This is a genomic window from Streptomyces sp. WG5 (genome assembly GCF_049974565.1).
GTDB lineage: Bacteria > Actinomycetota > Actinomycetes > Streptomycetales > Streptomycetaceae > Streptomyces.
The window spans coordinates 295,230-315,444 of record NZ_JBNGGC010000002.1 but is presented as its reverse complement, the minus strand read 5'-3'; the positions used below and the strand labels follow the sequence as shown (position 1 = coordinate 315,444).

The 20,215-nt window shown below is 73.6% G+C and carries 22 protein-coding genes; 9 read left to right on the top strand and 13 right to left on the bottom strand.

The annotated features are described in order from the left end of the window. Positions 1 to 34: 34 nt before the first annotated feature. From ACP4IX_RS03385 to ACP4IX_RS03340, 10 genes are all read right to left on the bottom strand, one after another. The gene (locus ACP4IX_RS03385) at positions 35 to 1,258 is read right to left on the bottom strand and encodes a cytochrome P450 family protein (protein WP_426520040.1); all 1,224 of its coding nucleotides are present in this window, start codon (positions 1,256 to 1,258) and stop codon (positions 35 to 37) included. Then, complete coding sequence (locus tag ACP4IX_RS03380) at positions 1,255 to 2,478, bottom strand: cytochrome P450 (protein WP_426520318.1); 1,224 nt, start codon at positions 2,476 to 2,478, stop codon at positions 1,255 to 1,257. Before ACP4IX_RS03380 ends, ACP4IX_RS03385 begins: the two co-directional genes overlap by 4 nt. A 23-nt stretch (positions 2,479 to 2,501) precedes the next feature. Then, positions 2,502 to 3,131: a GTP-binding protein gene (locus tag ACP4IX_RS03375; RefSeq protein ID WP_426520042.1), complete on the bottom strand. Its 630-nt coding sequence runs from the start codon at positions 3,129 to 3,131 to the stop codon at positions 2,502 to 2,504. Beyond that, a complete protein-coding gene (locus ACP4IX_RS03370; RefSeq protein ID WP_426520044.1) occupies positions 3,112 to 3,459 on the bottom strand; it encodes a DUF742 domain-containing protein in 348 nt (115 codons plus the stop codon). Before ACP4IX_RS03370 ends, ACP4IX_RS03375 begins: the two co-directional genes overlap by 20 nt. After that, positions 3,456 to 3,863 carry a roadblock/LC7 domain-containing protein gene (locus ACP4IX_RS03365; RefSeq protein ID WP_402550436.1) on the bottom strand — a complete coding sequence of 136 codons (408 nt, stop codon included), beginning with the start codon at positions 3,861 to 3,863 and terminating at the stop codon, positions 3,456 to 3,458. The genes ACP4IX_RS03370 and ACP4IX_RS03365 overlap by 4 nt, the downstream gene beginning before the upstream one ends. Then, on the bottom strand, positions 3,860 to 5,497 hold the full coding sequence (locus tag ACP4IX_RS03360; protein WP_426554714.1) for a sensor histidine kinase: 1,638 nt from the start codon (positions 5,495 to 5,497) through the stop codon (positions 3,860 to 3,862). The genes ACP4IX_RS03365 and ACP4IX_RS03360 overlap by 4 nt, the downstream gene beginning before the upstream one ends. Before the next feature lie 188 nt (positions 5,498 to 5,685). Continuing rightward, the gene (locus ACP4IX_RS03355; RefSeq protein ID WP_426520049.1) at positions 5,686 to 6,999 is read right to left on the bottom strand and encodes a cation:proton antiporter; all 1,314 of its coding nucleotides are present in this window, start codon (positions 6,997 to 6,999) and stop codon (positions 5,686 to 5,688) included. Positions 7,000 to 7,074: 75 nt separating this feature from the next. Next, complete coding sequence (locus ACP4IX_RS03350; RefSeq protein WP_426520051.1) at positions 7,075 to 7,767, bottom strand: GAF and ANTAR domain-containing protein; 693 nt, start codon at positions 7,765 to 7,767, stop codon at positions 7,075 to 7,077. A 200-nt stretch (positions 7,768 to 7,967) separates the two neighbouring features. Next, positions 7,968 to 8,612, bottom strand: coding sequence for a response regulator (locus ACP4IX_RS03345; RefSeq protein WP_426520053.1), 645 nt, complete (start codon positions 8,610 to 8,612; stop codon positions 7,968 to 7,970). Then, positions 8,609 to 9,862, bottom strand: coding sequence for a sensor histidine kinase (locus tag ACP4IX_RS03340; protein ID WP_426554713.1), 1,254 nt, complete (start codon positions 9,860 to 9,862; stop codon positions 8,609 to 8,611). The genes ACP4IX_RS03345 and ACP4IX_RS03340 overlap by 4 nt, the downstream gene beginning before the upstream one ends. 197 nt (positions 9,863 to 10,059) lie before the next feature. On the opposite strand from ACP4IX_RS03340, the gene ACP4IX_RS03335 reads away from it, so the two are divergent. Together ACP4IX_RS03335 and ACP4IX_RS03330 are read left to right on the top strand one after the other, a co-directional pair. Further along, positions 10,060 to 11,148 (top strand): ABC transporter permease, encoded by a 1,089-nt coding sequence (locus tag ACP4IX_RS03335; RefSeq protein WP_426554712.1) that lies wholly within the window; start codon positions 10,060 to 10,062, stop codon positions 11,146 to 11,148. Beyond that, positions 11,145 to 11,828: an ABC transporter ATP-binding protein gene (locus ACP4IX_RS03330; RefSeq protein ID WP_426554711.1), complete on the top strand. Its 684-nt coding sequence runs from the start codon at positions 11,145 to 11,147 to the stop codon at positions 11,826 to 11,828. The genes ACP4IX_RS03335 and ACP4IX_RS03330 overlap by 4 nt, the downstream gene beginning before the upstream one ends. A gap of 7 nt (positions 11,829 to 11,835) precedes the next feature. Here the strand turns inward: ACP4IX_RS03330 and ACP4IX_RS03325 are convergent, their stop codons facing one another. Beyond that, positions 11,836 to 12,273 carry a hypothetical protein gene (locus ACP4IX_RS03325; RefSeq protein ID WP_426554710.1) on the bottom strand — a complete coding sequence of 146 codons (438 nt, stop codon included), beginning with the start codon at positions 12,271 to 12,273 and terminating at the stop codon, positions 11,836 to 11,838. Positions 12,274 to 12,375: 102 nt separating this feature from the next. Here ACP4IX_RS03325 and nsrR point away from each other — a divergent pair, with 102 nt between their 5' ends. Continuing rightward, positions 12,376 to 12,822 carry a nitric oxide-sensing transcriptional repressor NsrR gene (nsrR, locus tag ACP4IX_RS03320; RefSeq protein ID WP_426554709.1) on the top strand — a complete coding sequence of 149 codons (447 nt, stop codon included), beginning with the start codon at positions 12,376 to 12,378 and terminating at the stop codon, positions 12,820 to 12,822. A 97-nt stretch (positions 12,823 to 12,919) separates the two neighbouring features. Then, positions 12,920 to 14,116, top strand: a complete 1,197-nt coding sequence (locus tag ACP4IX_RS03315) for a globin domain-containing protein (RefSeq protein ID WP_426554708.1) — start codon at positions 12,920 to 12,922, stop codon at positions 14,114 to 14,116. Between the two features lie 65 nt (positions 14,117 to 14,181). Here ACP4IX_RS03315 and ACP4IX_RS03310 read toward each other — a convergent pair whose 3' ends face one another. After that, the gene (locus ACP4IX_RS03310; RefSeq protein ID WP_426520067.1) at positions 14,182 to 14,532 is read right to left on the bottom strand and encodes a hypothetical protein; all 351 of its coding nucleotides are present in this window, start codon (positions 14,530 to 14,532) and stop codon (positions 14,182 to 14,184) included. Positions 14,533 to 14,810: 278 nt separating this feature from the next. Here ACP4IX_RS03310 and ACP4IX_RS03305 point away from each other — a divergent pair, with 278 nt between their 5' ends. Then, positions 14,811 to 15,500, top strand: a complete 690-nt coding sequence (locus ACP4IX_RS03305) for an adenosylcobinamide amidohydrolase (RefSeq protein WP_426520069.1) — start codon at positions 14,811 to 14,813, stop codon at positions 15,498 to 15,500. 298 nt (positions 15,501 to 15,798) lie between these two features. On the opposite strand, the gene snpA is transcribed toward ACP4IX_RS03305, so the two are convergent. Continuing rightward, the gene (gene snpA, locus ACP4IX_RS03300) at positions 15,799 to 16,488 is read right to left on the bottom strand and encodes a snapalysin (protein ID WP_426554707.1); all 690 of its coding nucleotides are present in this window, start codon (positions 16,486 to 16,488) and stop codon (positions 15,799 to 15,801) included. A gap of 214 nt (positions 16,489 to 16,702) precedes the next feature. Here snpA and ACP4IX_RS03295 point away from each other — a divergent pair, with 214 nt between their 5' ends. The 4 genes from ACP4IX_RS03295 (at position 16,703) to ACP4IX_RS03280 (ending at position 20,193) form a co-directional block, all read left to right on the top strand. Next, the gene (locus ACP4IX_RS03295; RefSeq protein ID WP_426554706.1) at positions 16,703 to 17,641 is read left to right on the top strand and encodes a LysR family transcriptional regulator; all 939 of its coding nucleotides are present in this window, start codon (positions 16,703 to 16,705) and stop codon (positions 17,639 to 17,641) included. A 74-nt stretch (positions 17,642 to 17,715) separates the two neighbouring features. Beyond that, on the top strand, positions 17,716 to 18,507 hold the full coding sequence (locus ACP4IX_RS03290; protein WP_426520075.1) for a PepSY domain-containing protein: 792 nt from the start codon (positions 17,716 to 17,718) through the stop codon (positions 18,505 to 18,507). A 443-nt stretch (positions 18,508 to 18,950) separates the two neighbouring features. Continuing rightward, positions 18,951 to 19,688: a Type 1 glutamine amidotransferase-like domain-containing protein gene (locus ACP4IX_RS03285; protein WP_426520076.1), complete on the top strand. Its 738-nt coding sequence runs from the start codon at positions 18,951 to 18,953 to the stop codon at positions 19,686 to 19,688. Positions 19,689 to 19,764: 76 nt separating this feature from the next. Then, the gene (locus tag ACP4IX_RS03280) at positions 19,765 to 20,193 is read left to right on the top strand and encodes a hypothetical protein (protein ID WP_426554705.1); all 429 of its coding nucleotides are present in this window, start codon (positions 19,765 to 19,767) and stop codon (positions 20,191 to 20,193) included. Positions 20,194 to 20,215: the final 22 nt, after the last annotated feature.

The following is a 20,215-nucleotide window of genomic DNA, read 5'->3' as shown; positions in this document are numbered from 1 at the left end:
CCCGCGGGTGACGGCCCGGCCCGGCCGGATGCCGCTACGCCAGCCTGACCGGCAGCTCGAAGAGGTCGTTCTGCGTGACCACCGGCTTGTTGCGCAGCTCGGACACCGGTACCGCCAGGTCCAGGCGCGGGAACCGGGCGTAGAGCGCGGGCAGCGCCACGGCCGCCTCCAGCCGGGACAGGGCCGCGCCGGGGCACACGTGCGGGCCGTGACCGAAGGAGATGTGCCGGCTGGGCGAGGTGCGGGTGATGTCGAACGCGCCCGCCGTCGGGCCGTGCGCCTCCTCGTCCCGGCCCAGCGCGCCGTACGACACGATCAGCGCGTCGCCGGCGGGTATCACCTTCTCGCCGACCGGGACGTCCTCGGTCGCGAAGCGGATCAGGACGTGCGAGGTCGGCGTCGAGTAGCGCAGCGTCTCCTCGATCACCGCGGACCAGTCCGCCTCCCCGGTCAGCACCAGGGCCCGCTGCTCGGGGTGGGCGGCCAGGTTGACCACGGAGTTCACGATGAGCGAGATCGTGGTCTCGTGACCGGCGGCGACCATCAGCTGGAGCGTGGACACGATCTCCGCGTCCGTGAGGTGGTCGCCGTTCTCGGACGCCTGGATCAGCGCGCTGGTCAGGTCGTCGCCGGGAGCGGCGCGCTTCGCGGCGACCGTGTCGGCCATGATCCCGGCCAGCTCGGTGAGGGTCGCGACGACCTCCTCGGGCGGCGTCTGCGTCGAGAAGAACTTCTCGAACAGCACCTTCAGCCGCGGCAGCCTCGCCTCCTCGATGCCCATCAGGTCGGCGATGACGTACATGGGCAGGGGATAGGCGAAGGCCGACTTGAGGTCGACGACGCCGCCGTCCGCGGGCAGCTCGTCGAGCAGCCGGTCGGTGAGCTCGGTGATCCGCCCCCGCATGTGCTCCACCCGGCGCACCGTGAGTGCCTGCGCCACCAGGGTGCGCAGCCGGCGGTGCTCCGCGCCGTCCACGGTGAGCATCGAACGGCCGGGGTTGGCCAGCCCGATGAGCGGCCAGTCGGCGGGGATCTCGCCGCGCTGCCACGCCCCCCACACGTTGATGTCCTTGACCAGGCGGGGATCCGTGAGGAGGGCCTTGGCCTCGGCGTGGTGGGTGACGGCCCACACGGGTACGCCGCCGGGCAGTTCCACGGCGGCCAGCGGCCCGGCCGCGCGCAGCCGGGCGCTCTCGCCGTCCAGGTCGGTGACGAACGGGTCCAGCGGGATCGTGACTTCTTCGGTGCCGGTGGTCATGCTGACGTGCCTCCCAGGGCAGTGGTCGGGGTGAACCGCACGGGCAACTCGGTCAGCCCCCGCAGCCAGGGCGAGGGGCGACGGACGAGGGATCCGGCGGGCACGGCCAGGTCGATGTCCGGCAGCCGGTCGAGGACGACCTCGATGCCCGTGCGCGCGATGACCTCGGCGACCTCCTGGGCGGGGAAGGGGCAGCGGTGCTCGCCGTGGCCGAAGGAGAAGTGCGCGTTGTTGCCGCCGGTGAGCGCGGAGCCGTCGGTGCGCACCTGCGGATCGGAGTTGGCGCCCTGCAGACCGAGCAGCACCAGGTCGCCGGCGCGGATGTGGCGCCCGCCGAGCCGGGTGTCGCGGGCGGCCCAGCGGCCGGCCACGTTCTGTGTGGGCGTGTCCTCCCACAGCACCTCGTTCATGGCCTCGGCGACACTGTTGCGGCCACCGAAGAGAGAGGCGGCGAACCGGTCGTCGGTCAGCATCAGGCGCAGCGAGTTGCCGATCCAGTCCGCCGTCGGCTGGTGGCCCGCGGCCAGCATCACCATCAGGTCCTGGGCGACCTCCTCCTCGCTGAAGCCGCCGTCGTCGGCCAGCATCCGGGAGGCGACGTCGTCGGCGGGCGCCGCCTTCCGGTCGGCGAGGAGGCCCGCCATCGACGTGGCCAGGTGCGTCTGGCCGGCGATGGCCCGCTCCCGGCCGTCGATCATGTCGTTGAGGGCGGTGACGAGCGCGGGACCCTGCTCGTCGGGGAATCCGTACAGCCGGGCCAGGACCCGCACCGGCAGCAGCATCGCGTAGTCGCCGACGAGGTCGGCCTCGCCCTTGGCGCAGAGCCGGTCGACGAGTTCGTCGGCGAAGCGTTCGGCGTGGCCGCGCAGGACGTGCGGGTCGACCGCCTCCAGCGCGTTGCTGATCATGGCGGCGCGTTCGCGGTGCCGCTCGCCGACCGTGTAGAGGATCGACGGCTGTGCCCGGCCGATCATCGGCAGCAGCGGCCAGTCGCCGGGGATGTTCTCCCACTGGTTCCACAGGCCGGAGTCCCGGCTGAACAGCACCGGATCGCCGGTCACCTGGTGCAGTTCGCGGTAGCCGAGCACCAGCCAGGCCGGGACGTCCCCGTCCAGCAGCACGGGGGTGACGGCGCCGTGCTCGCGCCGCATCTGCCGGTACAGCAGGGCGGGTTCGGTCTGGAAGCGGGGGCCGCCGAGCGGTACGGCGTCCGTGGCGATGGCGGCGTCGGTGGCGTCGGTGCTCACACGAACTCCTGTCGGGGCCGGGCCGGGTGGCCGGCGTAGTGGACCTGGAGGTGCTCGACGAGCGTGATCAGCACCTGCTTGCCGGACTCGCGGGACCGGGCGTCGCACGAGACCAGAGGCACCCGCGGATCCAGGTCGAGGGCCTCGCGTACGGCCTCGGGCGGGTGCTCGGGGCCGCCGAAGTCGTTGCAGGCGACGATGAACGGCGTGCCGTGGTGCTCCAGTCGGTCGATGGCGTACCAGGAGTCGTCGATGCGGCGGGTGTCGACGAGGACCACCGCGCCGAGCGTGCCGGAGAACAGCCGCTCCCACAGGAACCAGAACCGCTCCTGGCCGGGCGCGCCGAACAGATACAGCACGTTGCGCGCGTCGAGGCTGATGCGGCCGAAGTCGAAGGCCACGGTCGTCGCGGTCTTGCCGCGCACCTCGCTGATGTCGTCGACCGCCTCGCCGGCCTGTGTCATCGTCTCCTCGGTGTTGAGGGGACGTATCTCGCTGACCGAGCGGACCAGGGTCGTCTTGCCGACACCGAACCCGCCCACGACCACGATCTTCAGGCCGTTGTCGGCGGACGCACCCAGGGGCGTGCGCGCTGGGGTACGGGCGTCAGAGATTGCGGAGTCCAACGAGCACCTGCTCCAGGAGGTCGGGATCGGGGACGGCTGCCGTGTACGGGTGGCGTGCGCTCACCCGGCCGGCGGCGTGGAGGTCGGAGAGCAGGATCTTGGTGATGCTCACCGGAAGCCGCAGTTCGGCGGCGATCTCCACCACGGCCGTGGGCGCCTCGGTCATCCTGAGGATCGCCGTGTGCTCCGACTGCATGCCGGGCCGCGGCGCGCACTCGGCGACGACGAGGGTGACCAGGTCGAAGGGATTGCCGGGAGCCGACCGGCTGCGTCCCTGGGTGACGGTGTACAGGCGGTCGGGCGCGTCGTCCCTGCCGGGGCGGCTCATGACGTGCGGGGCTGCGCGGTGAGGTGCTCGCCGAGTTGTTCGATGAGCTCGCTCATGTTGTGCCCGACGAGCCCCGCGTCCGCGTCCTCGGAGGTGACGACGGCGAGGTGCGCGCCCTCACCGGCCTCCACGATGAACAGGACCCCGCCGTAGAACTCGGTCATGGCCGAGCGCACCCCGCCGCTGCCGTCGCCGAACTCCACGGACGCGCCGTGGGACAGCGACTGGATGCCGGCGGCGATCGCGGCCAACTGGTCGGCCTGGTCGACGGAGAGCTCCGGGGTGCGGCACAGCTTGAGTCCGTCGCGGGAGAGGACGAGTGCGTGCCGCGCGCCCGGCGTGCGCTCCAGGAGGCCCTCGATGAGCCAGGTGAGCTTCTCGTCGGCGGTGGTCGAGCCGGTCATGGAGTGGTGTCGCCTTCCGGGTGCGCGTGCGAGTGGTCGGGGTGGTCGGGGGCGGTCTCGGCCGGTGCGGACACGGCGGGCTCCGCCCGCGGGTCACTGTCCCGCGCGCCGGCGGGTCCGGTGGCCCGGACGGCCTGGCGGAAGCTGCTGAAGCGGGCCGCGCGTGCCTTGGCGTCGTCGGCGGGCGGCGCGGCGGGCGGCTCCGCGGCACGGGCGGTGGCCCGGGCCCGCTCGGCCGCGGCGAGGGTGCGGCCGCGGCGCCGCTTGGGCAGCCCCGCGTCCGGCTCGGCATACCCGGCCGGCGTGTCCGCCTCGCGGTCCGCCGACTCGTGGAAGGGCAGTGGCTCGGGGCCGACGTCGACGGGAGCGGGCCCCGCCCCGGACCCGGCGGCGGCCGGGGCGGAGGTGCGCGGCAGGCCGGCCGGGGCGGCGGGCAGTGGGGCCGCCGCCGGGCGGTCGGCGGTGGCGGGACCGCTCAGGATGTCCTGGGGGACAAGCATCAGCACGCCCGTACCGCCGCGTGCGGACGGCCGGAAGGACACCTTCAGCCCGTACTTGGCCGACAGCCGGCCCACCACGGCGAGGCCCAGCCGGGTGCCGGTCAGTCCGCCGAGCCCCGCGGACTCGCCGGCCACCGCCTGCTGGGCCCGGCGCAGCTGCACCTCGCCCATCACCAGCCCGCTGTCCTCCACGGACACGATGACACCGGCCGGCACCTCCTCGACGTACACGTGGACCTCGGCGGTCGGCGGGGAGAAGTTGGCGGCGTTGTCGAGGAGTTCGGCGAGCGCGTGCATGACGCCTTCGGCGGCGTGTCCGGCGACCGCGGTGTCGCTGGCCGAGTGCACGCGCACCCGCTGGTAGCCGGCGATACGTCCCATGGCTCCGCGCAGGATCGACTCCATGCCGATGGGCCGGGCCCACCGGCGCCCGGAGCGGGCGCCGGTGAGAACGGCGACGGAGTCGGCGAGCCGGCCCGCCTGTGCGGTGCGGTGGTCGAGGTGGAGCAGGTCGGTGAGGACGTCCTCGTCGCTGTGCCGTTCCTCCATGGCGCGCAGGTCGGCGAGCATTCCGGTGGCCAGGGCCTGCATCCGGCCGGCCGCGTTGGCGGTCGCCGAGACGGCGGCGGCTCGCTCACTGTTCGCCTGGTCGAGCCGCGTCCGCAGCCGGGTGGCCTCCTCGGTGAGCCGCGCGACCTCCTGGGCCCGCTGCTCGGCGAGACGTACCCGCTCCCGCTCGAAACCGTCCGTGAGCTGCTCCCGCTCGCGGCCGAACTCCGCCACCAGGCGGGCGTGTTCGCGCTCGGCCTCGGCCCGCAGGCGCTCCCGCTCCTGTCTCTCCTGCTCGGCCAGCCGCGCCCGGTCCTGAGCCAGCCCCGCCGCGTCCGCGCGGGCGGAGTCCAGCAGGCGGCGGGTGGCCCGTTCCCGGCGCACGGCGTGCACGGCCACCGTCACGGCCACGCACAGCAGGATGGCCGCGGCGCTCGCGCCCAGTCCGAGGGGGACGCGTACGGAGGACGGTGCCGCGGCGACGGCACCGCCGACGGCGAGTGCCGACACCACCGCGCAGGGCAGGGCCGCGGTTGCGAGGGCGCGGGGAACGGGGCAGTCGCCGGGGCGGGCGGGCGCGGTCATCAATCGGGTCCTCGCCAGGCCGCCGGGGCGGCCCTCGTGTCGTCCTTCGGGCGTGTGTGATGACATCTGTCACACGGCATGCAACTGGCGATCACTATACGAGAGTTCGTGATCGAAATGAGAAGGGTTTCGTGCACAACATGACGCGAGCGCCGCGTGCTGCCGGTGACATGCGTCGGCAGGGCGCGTCACAGACGCTCGTCCGCCACGTCGTCCTCGGTCGGTGCCTGTCCGGTCCTGCGGCGGCCACCGGCTCGGAGCCGCCGCAGCCGGTCGAGGCGGGAGATCACCGGCGAAGCGGTCACCCCGTGCAGGACGACGGAGGCGAGGACGGTGAAGGCCACCACGGCCCACAGCTCCCCGGCCGGGACGTGGAAGCCCTCCGTGCCGAGGGCGTGGGCGAGGTAGAACAGCGAGCCGATGCCGCGGATGCCGAAGAAGGCGGTCACGAGACGCTCCCGAGGGCCCGCGGCCGTGCCGAACTGCGCGACCCAGCCGGTCAGCGGCCGGGCGACGAGCAGCACGAGCAGCCCGACGGCAGCGCCCCGCCAGGTCAGGTCGGCCAGCGCACCCTGCGCGACACAGACGCCCAGCAGGAAGAGGAGCCCGGCGGTGAGCAGTCGTTCGACCTGCTCGACGAAGTCGTGGAGCACGGCGTGGTAGCCGTGGTCGCGTTCGGCGGCACGGATACGGCAGGCGGTGACGAAGACGGCCAGGAACCCGTATCCGTGGGCGAGTTCGGTGACGCCGTAGGAGAGGAACGTGGCACCCAGGGCGACGAAGCCCTCCCGGTGTTCGGACAGCCGCACCGCCTGCCGGCCGGCGCGGAAGAAGAGCCAGCCGAGCAGTCTGCCGACGGCCAGGCCGGCCAGGACTCCGACCACGCACCTGTACAGCACGTCGACCAGCAGCCAGTGCCCGACCCAGTCGCCGGACAGGCCGGTACCCGCCGCCGCGGTCAACGCGATCGCCGCCATGACGACGGGGAAGGCGAGGCCGTCGTTGAGGCCGGCCTCGCTGGTGAGCGCGAAACGCACCTCGTCCTCGTCGTGCTCGGAGTCGGTCGGCGCGCCCACTCGCACCTCGGACGCGAGGACCGGGTCGGTGGGCGCGAGCACGGCCGCGAGCAGCAGCGCGGCGGCCGGCGGCCAGTCGAGCAACCACCAGGCGAGGAGCCCCGTGACCGCGATGGTCAGCGGCATGGTGATGCCGATCAGCCGCCACGGTGCCCGCCAGCGGCGCAGGCCGAAGGGGCGGTTCAGGGCCAGCCCGGCACCCATCAGGGAGATGATCAGGCAGATCTCGGTGAGGTGCTCCACCCAGACCCGGTCGCGCACCAGGTCGATCTCCGGCAGGGGCGCGGGCAGCAGTTGCAGTGCGACCCCGCAGGCCAGGAAGACGAGCGGCATGGACAGGGGCCGTCCGGCCACCAGCCGGGGGAGCACGGCCGCCGCGAGCGCGCCCGCCCCGAGGACGGTGAAGAGGAAGTCAGCCAAGGTCACCGCTGACGTGTGCCCGCTGCCGGGCGGCCGTACGCCGGCCGCCCGGCAGGATACCGGCGTGGCCCCCGAGGTGGCTCAGGGCAGACCACCCTGGTCGCAGACCTGGCGGGCGACGTCACGGAGCTTCACGTTGCGGTCCTGCGAGTACCGGCGCAGCGCGGCGAAGGCCTGGTCCTCGGTCAGGCGGTGCCTGCCCATGAGGATGCCCATGGCCTCACCGACGGTGTGCCGGGTACCGATGGCCTCCTGCAGCTGGGCGTGCGTACGGGCGCTGGAGAAGGCGACCGCGGCGTGGGAGGCCAGCAGCCAGCCGGCCGTCTCGCTGGCGTCGGTGAACGCGCCGGGCCGGTACGAGTAGATGTTCAGCGCCCCGAGATCCTCGTCCTCGGTGAACAGCAGGAAGCCCATCATGCTGCCCAGGCCCAGCGTGCGGGCCTCGGGCACGTACTTGGGCCAGCGCCGCGCCTCGTCGGTGAAGTCGGCGATCCGGAACTGCCGCGGCCCCTCGGAGGTGCGCGCGGCGTCGAAGCACGGCCCTTCCCCGACGCGTCCCTGAAGCTCGTCGCTGTCGATGACCACCTGGTCGGTGGGCGCCAGTGACCGCACGTGGTCGCCGCGCAGGATGAGGATGCCGGCGGCGTCACAGCCCTCCACCAGCTCCTTGGCCGAACCGGTGATCCGCTCGAGCGTGTCGTTCACCGATTCCTGCGCCAGCAGATCACGCGCCAGGGAGGCCATCTGCTGCGCGAACCCACGCCAGTCCTCCATACCGTTTCCTCCTCGCTCCCTGGAGGAGTGCCCCGCGGACGGCCCGACGCAACAGGGAGATCGCGCCCGCATCGGCGCCCGGTGCGTCCCGGTCACCGCGCTCGCCCGTCGCCGCCGCCCCGGGCGCCCTCGACGGCTCGGCCGGCTGCCGCGCCGGCCGAGCCCCGGGCGAATCCCGGCGCGGCCCCGGGACCCCCGGCTCACCGCCGGATGAGACCGAGGGCGGTGGCGGTGGCCACCGCGGCGGTGCGGGAGTCCACGTCCAGCTTGGTGTAGACGCGGGCCAGGTGGGACTTCACCGTGCCCTCGGTCAGATGGAGCCGCTCGGCGATGTGCTGGTTGGACAGGCCCTCGGCGACCAGGGTGAGGACCTCGGTCTCCCGGCGGGTCAGCGAGGTGTGCGGCTCACGCAGGCGGGTCATCAGCCGGTCCGCGACCGTGGGCGCGAGCGCGGTCCGGCCCGTCGCCGCGGTGCGCACGGCGGCGGCCAGGTCCTCGGGAGGCGCGTCCTTGAGGAGGTAGCCGGTGGCTCCGGCCTCGATGGCGGGCAGTGTGTCGGCGTCGGTGTCGTACGTGGTGACGACCAGGACGCGCGGTGCCCCCGGCCGTGCGGTGATCGCGGCCGTGGCCTCCGCGCCGTTCATGCCCCTGCCGAACTGCAGATCCATCAGGACGACGTCGATGTCGCCCCGCTGTGCCCGCTCGACGGCCTCCTCGGCGGTCGCGGCCTCGGCTGCCACCGTGATGCCCTCCTCGGTCTCCAGCACCGCACGCAGCCCCGCACGGACGACGGGGTGGTCGTCGGCGAGCAGCAGACGGATCGGCGGCGGGGTGGTCTCGGTCACGGCTGGGCCTCGGGGTGGTGGGGTTCATGGGAGTCGGCGGGACCGGCGGGGTCCTCGGTGTCGCGGGCAGGGGTGGGCGTGAGCGGGAGCCGCGCGGTCAGCGCGGTGCCGCGTCCGGGAGCGGACTCGACGCGGAGCGTGCCGTCCACGGCGTGCATACGGGCCCGCATGGCGGCCAGTCCGAAGCCGCCGCCCTCCGGCCCGCGGGCGGACACGGCGGCGGTATCGAAACCCACCCCGTCGTCGGTGACGCCGAGGGCGACGGCGTCGCCGAGATAGCTCAGGGTCACCTCGGCGCCGTCGGCACGGGCGTGCCCGACCGTGTTGGCCAGCGCGGACTGCGCGACGCGCAGCAGGGCGACCTCCTGCGCGGTGGGCAGCGGGCGGGGCCGGCCGTCGAGGCGGAAGCGCACGTCGAGGCGGTGCCGTTCGGCCGTGGTGGCGCACAGCCGCTCCAGCGCGTCGGCGAGGGTCGTGTCGTCCAGGGCCGGCGGCGAGAGGGCGACGACGAACCGGCGGGCCTCGGCGAGGTTGTCCACCGCGGCCCGGCGGGCCTGGCCCACGTAGGTGGCCGCGGGCCCCGGCCGGTCGGGCAGGGCCCGCTCGGCGGCACGCAGCAGCAACTGGATGCTGGACAGGCCCTGGGCGAGCGTGTCGTGGATCTCCCGGGCCAGCCGCTGGCGTTCCTCCAGCACGCCCGCGGCCCGCTGGGCGTCGGCCAGGTCGGCCCGGGTGACGGTGAGCTCCTCGATGAGCCGGCGCCGCTCCTCGCTCTCGCGGTACAGCGCCTGGTAGCCCCACACCACCGCCACGGCGACGGCGGCCCCGAGCGCCGGGCCGATCGCGGTGGCCGCGGTGAACGTGCCCCGGTGGGCGGAGAACGCGGCGATCGCCGCGACCGCCGTGGCGGTCACCGCCACCGGCCCGGCACGGCGGGACAGCAGATGGAGCTGGACGAAGTACAGCGGGAACGCCAGCCACACCCCCTCGGCGGACAGGGCCAGCAGCACGAGCCACACCGCGCCGACCGCGCCCAGCCACGACGCGGCCGCACGGCGGGAGGCCCGGACGGCGGGCAGCGCCGGACCCACGGCGTACACCGCGCCCACCGCCGCCGCCACGGCGATCACGGCGGGGGCGTGCGGCCGGTCGTCCGTCGCCGCCCGCACCGCCGCCAGGGCGAGCAGGCCGGCCACGAGCAGGTGCAGGCTCCAGGACGTGGCCCGGGTGGTGGGAGTCAGCGCGTTCACGATCACCCCAGCCTACGGACCGTGCCGGGGCCGGGCATCTGTCGAAAGGTGCAAGCCGGGCCGCACCCTTCGGCCCGCGAAGTCCCCGCCCAGGAGCGATGCCCGCGAGGCCTTCGAGCGGCGACGGTGGGACACGTCGCCGATTCCGTCGGCCGCGCACCCTGACTCCCACCGTTGTCGAAAGGCCGGGCGAAGACGTGTTTGTCGCCTTGAGAGACCTGACGTTCGCCAAGGGGCGGTTCGCCCTGATGGGCAGCGTCGTCGTACTGATCACCCTGCTGGTCGGGCTGCTGTCCGGGCTGACCGCCGGCCTGGCCCGCGAGAACATCTCCGCCGTCACCTCCCTGCCCGCCGACCGGATCGCCTTCGCCGCGCCGAGCGGCGGTCAGGACCTGTCGTACGCGGACTCCACCGTCACCGAGGACCAGTGGCGCCGGTGGGCGAAGGCTCCCGGCGTCCACCGCGCCGAGCCGCTGGGTATCACCACCACCCGGGCCACCGCGGACGACCGGAGCACCGGCGTCTCCGTCTTCGGCGTCGAACCCGGCTCGCCCCTGGCACCCGACGGCGACCGTGTCGACGACCGTACGGTCCTGATGCCGCCCGCCGCGGCCGAGGAACTCGGCGTGCGCGAGGGCGACACCGTCAGCCTCGCCGGCCGGCTGCTGACCGTCGCCGCCACCGACCGCGACGACTCCTTCAGCCACACCCCCGTGGTGTGGACGAGCCTGCGCACCTGGCAGGCCGTCGCCCCGCCCGCCACGGGCGCCGGGGCACCCGCGGCGACGGTGATCGTCCTGGACACCGTCTCCGGCGCCGACACCGCGGCGACGGACCGGGCGGCGGGCACCGAGACCGTGACGAAGGACGAGTCGCTCTCCGCGATCGGTTCCTACTCCTCCGAGAACGGCTCCCTGCAACTGATGCGCGGCTTCCTGTTCGCCATCTCGGCCCTGGTCATCGGCGCCTTCTTCACCGTGTGGACCATTCAGCGCAGCGGCGACATCGCCGTGCTGAAGGCGCTGGGCGCCACCACCGCCGCACTGCTGCGCGACGCGCTCGGCCAGGCCGTCGTGCTGCTGGCCGGCGGCACCGTGGTCGGTACCGCCGCCGCCGCGGCGATCGGCGCCGCGGTGTCCGGCTCGGCCGTCCCCTTCGTCCTCACTCCCGCCACCGTCCTCGTCCCGGCCGCCGTGACGGTCCTCCTCGGCGCGCTCGGGGCAGGCCTCGCGGTGCGCCGCATCACCTCCGTAGACCCGCTGACCGCCCTGGGGAGCGCCCGATGAGCCTGCACCTGACCGACATCACCCTCTCCTACCCCGACGGCGACGGCCGCCTGACCGCCCTCGACCGCGTCACCCTGGACGTTCCGAGGGGCTGTCTGACCGCCGTCATCGGCCCGTCCGGCTCGGGCAAGTCCAGCCTGCTGGCCGTGGCGGCCACCCTCATCACGCCCGACACGGGCACCGTCACCGTCGACGGCACGGACACCACGGGGATGAGCCGAGGGGAGCTGGCCGACCTGCGCCGGCACCGGATCGGCATCGTCTTCCAGCAGCCCAACCTGCTGCCGGCGCTGACCGCGGCCGAGCAGCTCCAGGTGATGGCCCACATCGACGGACGCAGACCGCGCGCCGCCCGCGGCCGGGCGCGGGAGCTCCTCGACGCGGTCGGCATGGCGGACCGGGCCGACCGCCGGCCCCACCAGCTCTCCGGCGGCCAGCGCCAGCGGGTCAACATCGCCCGCGCCCTGATGAACGACCCCGGTGTGCTGCTCGTCGACGAACCCACCAGCGCCCTCGACCACGAGCGGGGCGCCGCCGTCCTCGGCCTGATCGGCCGCCTCACCAGGGAGCGGGGCACCGCCACCGTGCTGGTCACCCACGACCACGCCCATCTGGCCGCGGCCGACCGTGTCACCGAGGTGCACGACGGACGTCTGAGTCAGCGCGCACGGGTCGGCTGACCGCGGCTCAGGCGCCGTCCGGGTCCGGCCGCAGCCGGTCGGCGGCAGCCGGTGGCTGAATGCGCATACCGGGGCGGCGCCGGTGCACGGTCAGGTACGTCACCCCGGAGGGGCCGGCCACGACGGCTCGGGTCGCGCCGTGCGGCAGCCAGGTCAGGACGCCCGGGCGCAGAGGACTCTCGCCGTCGGCGCGGAGCAGGACGGCCTCGCCGTCGAGGACGAGCAGCAGGACGTCGAGGTCCGGTTCGGTGTGCGTGTCGACCCGTCCCGCCGCGGGGACGCGGACCACGTTGGCGTCGAGCTGCCGCCCCGGTTCCGCGAGCTTCCACAGGGCGCCGGACCTCGCGTCGCCACCGGGTGGCAGGAGTTCCGTGGTGTCGCACAGCACCCGGGGGAGGGGAGGACCGGCCGCCGGAGCGGGGGAGCCGCTGTCTTCCGCTGCCATCAGGTGTCACCGTCCGTCGTGGGACGTCCCGTGACGCACTCCACAGAGCCATCGTCGTAAGTAAACACGAATCCATTATGCGTATTTGATAGCGTCCGGGCTGTGCGGCTGACGAAATTCACCGACCTGGCGCTGCGTTCCGTCATGCGCCTGGCGGTCGTGAGAGACGGTGACGCCCCGCCGACCACCCGCGAGGTGGCCGAGGTCGTCGGCGTGCCGTACACGCACGCGGCCAAGGCCATCACGCGTCTGCAGCACCTCGGCGTCGTGGAGGCGCGGCGCGGTCGCGGCGGCGGTCTGACGCTGACCGGCCCGGGCCGGCACGCCTCCGTGGGCCGGCTGGTGCGCGAACTCGAGGGCGACGGTGAGGTGGTCGCCTGCGAGGGCGATACGCCGTGCCCGCTGCGAGGGGCCTGCCGGCTCCGCGGTGCGCTGCGGGACGCGCAGGAGGCGTTCTACGCCGCGCTCGACCCGCTGACCGTGGCCGACCTGGTGGCCTCGCCGACCGGCCCGGTCCTGGTCGGGCTGACGGACCGCCCTGCCGGATGACGGAGTGGCCCGCCGCCGGGCGCGGAGCGGTGACCGGCGGGCCGGCGCCGAGCCGTGACCGAAAACACGCATATCATCTACCGATTAAGGAGTCGCTGTGCTCTCCGAACAGTCCGTCCCCGTGGTCCGGGCCACCCTTCCGGCGGTAGGAGCGGCCATCGGTGACATCACCACGCTGTTCTACCGGAAGCTCTTCGACGCCCACCCCGAGCTGCTGCGGGACCTGTTCAACCGGGGGAACCAGGCCAACGGCGAGCAGCAGCGGGCCCTGGCGGGCTCCATCGCCGCGTTCGCGGGCATGCTGCTGGAGCGCCCCGACGCCCGCCCGGACGTGATGCTCTCCAGGATCGCGCACAAGCACGCCTCCCTCGGTGTCACCTCCGACCAGTACAAGATCGTCCACCGCCATCTGTTCGCCGCGATAGCGGAGGTCCTCGGCGACGCCGTCACCCCCGAGGTCGCCGCGGCCTGGGACGAGGTCTACTGGCTGATGGCCAACGCGCTCGTGGCCGTCGAGACCCGCCTCTACCGGGAGGCGGGGGCCGCCGAGGGGGACGTCTGGCGCCGCATGGAGGTCGCGGAGCGCCGCGAGGAGAGCCCCGACGCGGTCTCCTTCGTACTCCGGCCGGCCGACGACCGTCCCACCCAGCCCTTCCGTCCCGGCCAGTACGTCAGCGTGCGGTCCGAACTGCCCGACGGCTCCCGGCAGATCCGCCAGTACAGCCTGTCCGCGGCGCCCGGCCGGTCCGGCCTGCGCATCACCGTCAAGCGCGTCCAGGGCGACGGGCAGCCGGACGGCGAGGTCTCCTCCTGGCTGCACGCGCACACCCGCGAGGGGGACGTGCTCACCGTGTCCGCACCCTTCGGCGACCTGGCCCTGGCCGAGGACGACGGCCCGCTGCTGCTGGCCTCCGCCGGAATCGGCGTCACCCCCGTGCTGGCCATGCTCGACCACCTGGCCGCCGCCGGCGCCACCCGCCCGGTGACCGTCGTCCACGCCGACCGCACCCCCGCCGACCACGCCCACCGGCAGGAACAGCTCGACCTGATACGCGCACTGCCCGACGCCCGGCTCCACCTGTGGTACGAGGAGCCCGGCGACCAGGCCCCGGAGGCAGCCGCCGGCCGCGCCGACCTCGCCGGTCTCGAACTGCCCCCGGGGCTCACGGCCTACCTGTGCGGCCCGGTGCCCTTCATGCGCGCCGTCCGCGGCGACCTGCTGCGCCGCGGTGTGCCGGCCCAGGACGTCCACTACGAGGTCTTCGGCCCCGACCTCTGGCTCGGACAGCAGTAGCGGCAGGCGGTCGCACCCTCCCGGGCACGGGCAGCCGGGCCGCCGCGGGAACGGCGTACGGGGCGTTAGACCGCCGCGGTGAACGCGGTGGTGATGGCGGTGTCGACGCGGGCGTGCACGACCAGCCGCGGACCGGAGGAGTCGGCGTTGTCCTCCAGCAGCCGCCGGACGGGCGCGCTGTGGGTGACGACGCACATCAGGACGCCGAGCCGAGCGCACCACTGGTGGGCCCGGAGCACGGCACTGACGGCGGCGGGGCCGGAGGCCCGCTCGGTGAGAACGATGACGACGGGGGTCGGCTGATGGGCGTCGACCAGGTTGGTGATGTGCGTGGTCAGCGTGGCCCGCCCGTCGATTCCCGGGTCCTGGTCCAGCGTGATGACCAGGACCCCATGCTCCAGGGTGTGGGACAGCATTGCGGCCTCCGATCCGACGCCTGATGGCGACGTTGTGTTCAGTGAAGGCGCCCGGCACCGCGTCCGCAACGCGCCCCGCGTGCGGACCGGACGCCCCGCCCGGTCGGCACGGGGCACTGAGTACGATCGTCCGGTCCGCCCCCGACGCCGGTTCCCGGCATCTGTCCCCGACGTCTGTCCCCGACGTCTGTCCCCCCCCGGCATCCGTCTCCCGCATCCGTCACCCGACGTCCGTCCGCTGATCCGCGTTCCCCGACCGCCGCAAGGAGCCCCGACCGGTGCCCGCCCTCCTGCCCCCGCCCCGTACCGGGTCCCGCCTGCTGAACCCGGAGCACCTGACGCGCACGGAGGACGGCGAACGGCTGCACGCCCTGCTGTGGCGCCCGGGACCGGGCTGGCGGATGGCCAGCAGTGCGGTGCTCGGCGGCGGGATCGCCGACCGTGCGTGGGTGCTCAATGCCCAGGTCGCCCACGGCTACCGGCGCACCGACCCGGCGCGGCACCTGGCCGACCTGGCTCGCGCCGCAGGCGCCCGGGGGCCCGGGGTGGGCCTGATGACGGCCGCCGACGTGTCCGCCCGGGCCGGTGCACGGGACGGTGGTGCGGAAGCCGTGGTGACCGCGGGCATCTCGGTACGCGGTTGGGCGGCCTCACCACAGGAGGGTGCCACCGGACCCACCGCACCCGGGACGATCAACATCGTCACCGCGCTGCCGGTCGCACTGAGCGACGCCGCCCTGGTCAACGCCGTGATGACGGCGACCGAGGCCAAGGTCCAGGCGCTGCTGGAGTCGGGCCTCGACTGCTCCGGCACTCCTACGGACGCCGTGTGCGTCGCAGCCCGCGCCCCGCAGGCCGGCGCCGAGGTCCACTCCTTCGCCGGCCCGCGCTCCGAGTGGGGAGCCCGGCTGGCCCGGGCCGTACACCGGGCCGTGCTCGGCGCGCTGCCCGCCGTCGCGCGTACCTGAGCGCCGCACGGTTCGGCGCGGCGACCGCCGGCCGGCCTGACGCACTCCCGGTGCCGGCACACCCGGCCAACGCGGCCGAGGGGCACGTCCACGACGACGGGGAGGCCACCCGATGGACGTCGCTGACCGCTCTTCCCCTGCAGCCGCCACCCCACACACACCGGCACCGGACCACGTCCGTCCGAGGACGCCGCCCCTGTACGGCGTCTTCGCGGGCGGCGTGCTGGAACGGATACGGCGGCACACGTGTGCGGGGGCGGGCCCGGCCGCCCCCGCACACGTGTGCCGCCTCGGGCGGTCAGCGCTGAGAGGTCTTCCGCAGCGCCTTGTCGAGGGCGGCCTTGAAGCCGTACGCCCACAGCTGGTTCACCCGGCCGCGTTCGTTGGCGTTCGGGTAGGCGTTGGTGCAGGACGGGCCGGGGCCGCCGCCCGACATCAACTCGCTGCACGGGCCGGAGTAGTGGTCGGGCAGACCGAGCACGTGCCCGGTCTCGTGGGCGGTCACGCGGGTCGAGTCGTACTGCTGGTTCTGCCGGTAGTCGAGGAAGATGTAGCCGTTGCCGTGCCCGTCCGTGGACGCGTACGAACCGCGCGAGTCGTTGCCCTCGTAGTACGCGAAGTCGGCGCCCGAACTTCTCTCCGCGAGCCGCACGTTGGACACGGAGCCGTTCCATATCCGGGTGGAGCGCGCTATCTGCGATCGGAAGCTGGGCGCGTTGGTGGCGCTGTAGTAGACGGTGACGGCTGCCGTCGACGCCGGGTCGGCAGCGCGCTTCTCGGCAACGGACTTGATGACCGCCTCGAAGAACGCCCGGTTGGCGGCGGCGTCTTCGCCCGGGCCGGCGGAGGGCCGGTAGCCGGCGTGGGCGGTCCGGGCCTGGTCCTGGGGCTGTGGAGCGGCGGCCGTCGCAGCGGGGCCGGTGCCCAGCACGGTCGCGGTCAGGCCGAGGCCGATCGCGGTGGACAGCAGGGGCAGGCTGATGCGCATCGATGACTCCTTGTGTGGGGGAGTGGGGAGAAGTCGTCATCGGTGAGTGTGGAGCGCCCATGAGCCCGCGTGATGATGGCAGCAGGCGATAGGACCGGGCTATCACCGGGCCTGCACCGGCCGGGAACAGCTTCGACCGGAGTGCAGAACTCGCCCTGTTCCGCCGGGTTTTGTTCACCTGGCGCAACCAACTGTTCCGCTTTACGCTCCCTGCATGGAGCTCGAGGTGAGGCACCTACGCGCACTGTGCGCCATCGCCGACGCCGGCAGCCTGCACCGGGCGGCACGCCAACTGGGCGTCGCCCAGCCGACCTTGAGCGCCCAGCTGAACCGCATCGAACAGGCCCTGGGCGGGCCCCTGTTCGTCCGCGAACGCACCGGCTGCCGTCCCACCCCGCTCGGCCGGACGGTCCTCGGCCGGGCCCGTCCGCTGCTGACCGACATGCGCACCCTGGTCCGCGAGGCCCGCGCCGCCGCGGTCGGCGGCGACAGCCGGCTGCGCGTCGGCTCCACCGCCAGCCGTGCCCTGGCCGGCTGGCTGCGCCGGCTCAGACGGCCGGGCCTGGAACCGACGCTCCAGATGGACGTCTCCGCCAACGCCCTGCTGCGCAGGGTCACCGACGGCCAGCTCGACGTCGCCTTCGTGCACGAGGTCGAGGGCTGTCCGCTGCACGTCCCCGAGGGGCTGCGGACACGGGTCCTCGTGGAGCGCGAACCGCAGTTCGTCATGCTGCCCGCCGACCACCCCGCGGCCACCCGGTCCGTCGTCCGCCTCGCCGACCTGGCCGGCGACCGCTGGATGGTCGACCCCACCGTCGACGGCGAGTGGGACGGCGTGCACCGCATGCTGCGCGCCGTCGGCCTCGACCCGCGCGTCCTGCACGGCGACTACCACACCGCCGCTTCCCTCGTCGCCACCGGCGAGGTCGTGACCGTATGCCAGCCGAGCTCCCCGTCACGCCCCGACACGGCGGTACGGCGCCTGTACGGCGACCCCCTCGGCGTGCGCCTGCTGCTGGCCGCGCGCACCCGGACCGAGCTGGACGCCTGCTACCCGGCGCTGGAGGAGGCGTACTGGGAGGCGGCACGCCAGTCCACCGCCTACCGGGAGTGGCTGGAGCACACCGGGCCGCGCCTGGCACCGGCGCGCTGAACCGTATCGGCCATTGCGGTGGTTTCCCTCCCGAACCGGTATGGCAAGAAGGTCATACGGTTACGGAGAGGTGTATGAGCTCTGTGCGACGTCTTCCGCCTCTTCGTTCGATGGCCGTCATCTGCGCCCTGGGCAGTTCCGTCCTCCTGATGACCGGCTGCACGAACGCCGACACGGCACGCTCCAGTGTCGCCGAGGCGGCTCAGACCACTCCCCCCGACACGTCCCCGACCAGTACCGCTTCCCCCACCTACACCGCTTCCCCCACCGACACCGCTTCCCCCACCGGCACGGCCTCCCCCTCTCCTTCGGAGACCCTGACCGACGACCAGTCCGAGCGACAGGCCCTGGTCCCGAAGGCGAAGGTCACCTGGGACAAGGCGGCCGACACCGCCGTCAAGGAGGTCCCCGAGGGCAAGCTCGTCGACCTCGAACTGAAGCCCACCTCCGCCGAGGCCACCGCGTCGACCGGCTCGCCCAGTCCCAGCATGCCGAACCCGGCCCCCAGCCAGGGCGCTCCCGAGTGGGAGGCCAAGGTCGCCACCCCCGACGGCACCGTGTACCGGATCGACGTCGACGCCGTCTCCGGCAACGTCTTCCGCACCCAGGTCGAGGACCAGGACGCGGACGACAAGCAGCAGCTCGCCGACCGGCTGAAGAAGGCGACCCAGACCCCGGAACAGGCCGTGAAGGTGGCCACCGACAAGACCAAGGGCACCGTCACCGGCGTCGAGCTGGACGAGAACGACAACCAGCAGCTCCTGTGGTCCGTCGACGTGGTGTCGACCGACAACTGGAACAAGACGACCGTGGACGTCGACGCGACGAACGGCAAGATCCTGCGCGAGGACGTGGACCGCGACTGAGCGCCCGCCCCGAAGCGCCGCGAGAAGAACCATCCGACAGCGGAACCACGACAACCGACGGCAGAACCGCACGAACAACAGACGCCAGAAGTACGAGAGGAACCGGAGAAGCACGACGGGAGCAGCCGGACGGAGTCACCCGGCTGCTCCCGTCGCGCGTGCCCGAAGGTGTCGGACGGCATGGTGACTCCCCACCCGGGGACGGGCGTGACGTGAGCGGAACCGGGTGGGCCGAGGGGGGTGGGCCGGGGGGATCAGAAGGGTCGTCGGCGACGGCCGGGCGGACCGTGACGCGGTGCGTTCCTGGCGGGTGACTCGGCCCCGGTACGTCCCTCGGCCAGTGCCGGACACTCAGCAGCCCGTGGAATCCCAGACGTTGAGGGAGACCACGCTTCGGCGAACCGACCGACGAGCCTGGCCGCCAGGTTACTGGGATCACCCTCATGACCGCCCCGGAACCGACCATTCTTGCCACTTCCGGCGGGCACCGCGCGGGTGGCCGGACCATGGTGGCGTTCGACGCCCTGGTGCACCACGCGGTGGATCTCTCGGGCGCGCACGGTCGGCGCCCCCGCGTGCTCTACGTCGGCACGGCCATAGGGGACGCCGAGCACTTCACCGCCCGGATGACGGAGGCCGGCCGCGTCGCCGGCTTCGATCTGACGCCGCTGCATCTGTTCCCCATGCCCAATGTGGAGGATGTCGAGGAGACGGTGCTCGCCCAGGACGTCGTCTGGGTCATGGGCGGCTCGGTGGCCAACCTGCTGGCCGTGTGGCGCGTGCACGGTCTCGACCGAATCATGCGCCGGGCGTGGGAGGCCGGGGTCGTGCTGAGCGGGGTGAGCGCGGGGTCCCTCTGCTGGTTCCGAGGCGGCGCGACCGACTCCTTCGGCCCCCAGCTGCGCCCGATCACCGACGCCCTGGGTTTCCTGCCCTACGGCAACGGTGTGCACTACGACGTGGACCGGGGCCGCCGCCCCCTGATCCACCGGCTCGTCGCCGACGGCACCTTGCCGACGGCGCACTGCACGGACGACGGGGTCGGCCTCGTCTACCGAGGCACCGAGCTGGCCGAGGCGGTGGCGGAGGTCCCGGGCAAGGGCGCCTATGTGGTGACCCGTGACGGCGACCGTGCGGTGGAGGAGCGCGTCGAGCCGCGAGCGCTGCCCGGCGTGGCCTGACTCTGGAGCCCGGTGTCCCCGGCCGCTGAAACCGCCGCGCGTGTTTGCCGTCCGAGTGAGGGGCAAGGCGGTGTCCATGAGCGATCCGGACAAGGACACGAACCAGAAGCCCAACACCACACGGACCGCCGAGTCCAAGGCCCGCGACGCCGCGGACAAGGCGACTGCTCCCGCCTCGCGAGCCGGACAGGCCGCCGCGCACAAGGCCGGTGACGCCGCGTCAGCGGCCAAGGCCGGTGCCCAGCGCTCGGCACAGGCCGCGAACGGCGCCGTGCGGACGGCGGCCAAGGGCGTCGAAGCCGGCCGCCAGGCGGTCGTCACCACCTCGGGGCAGGTCGCGTCCACGGCGAAGACGGCGTGGACGGCCATCGCCCACCGCAAGCTCGTCGCCGCGGGCATGGGTGCCGGCATCACCGCGCTGAGCGCCGCTTCGTACGCGGTGGGCCGCCGCGCGGGACGCCACACGCACGGCCCCCTCACCCGCCTCACCGGCGGCCGGATCTGAAGTGTCACGGACGGTCGCGTCA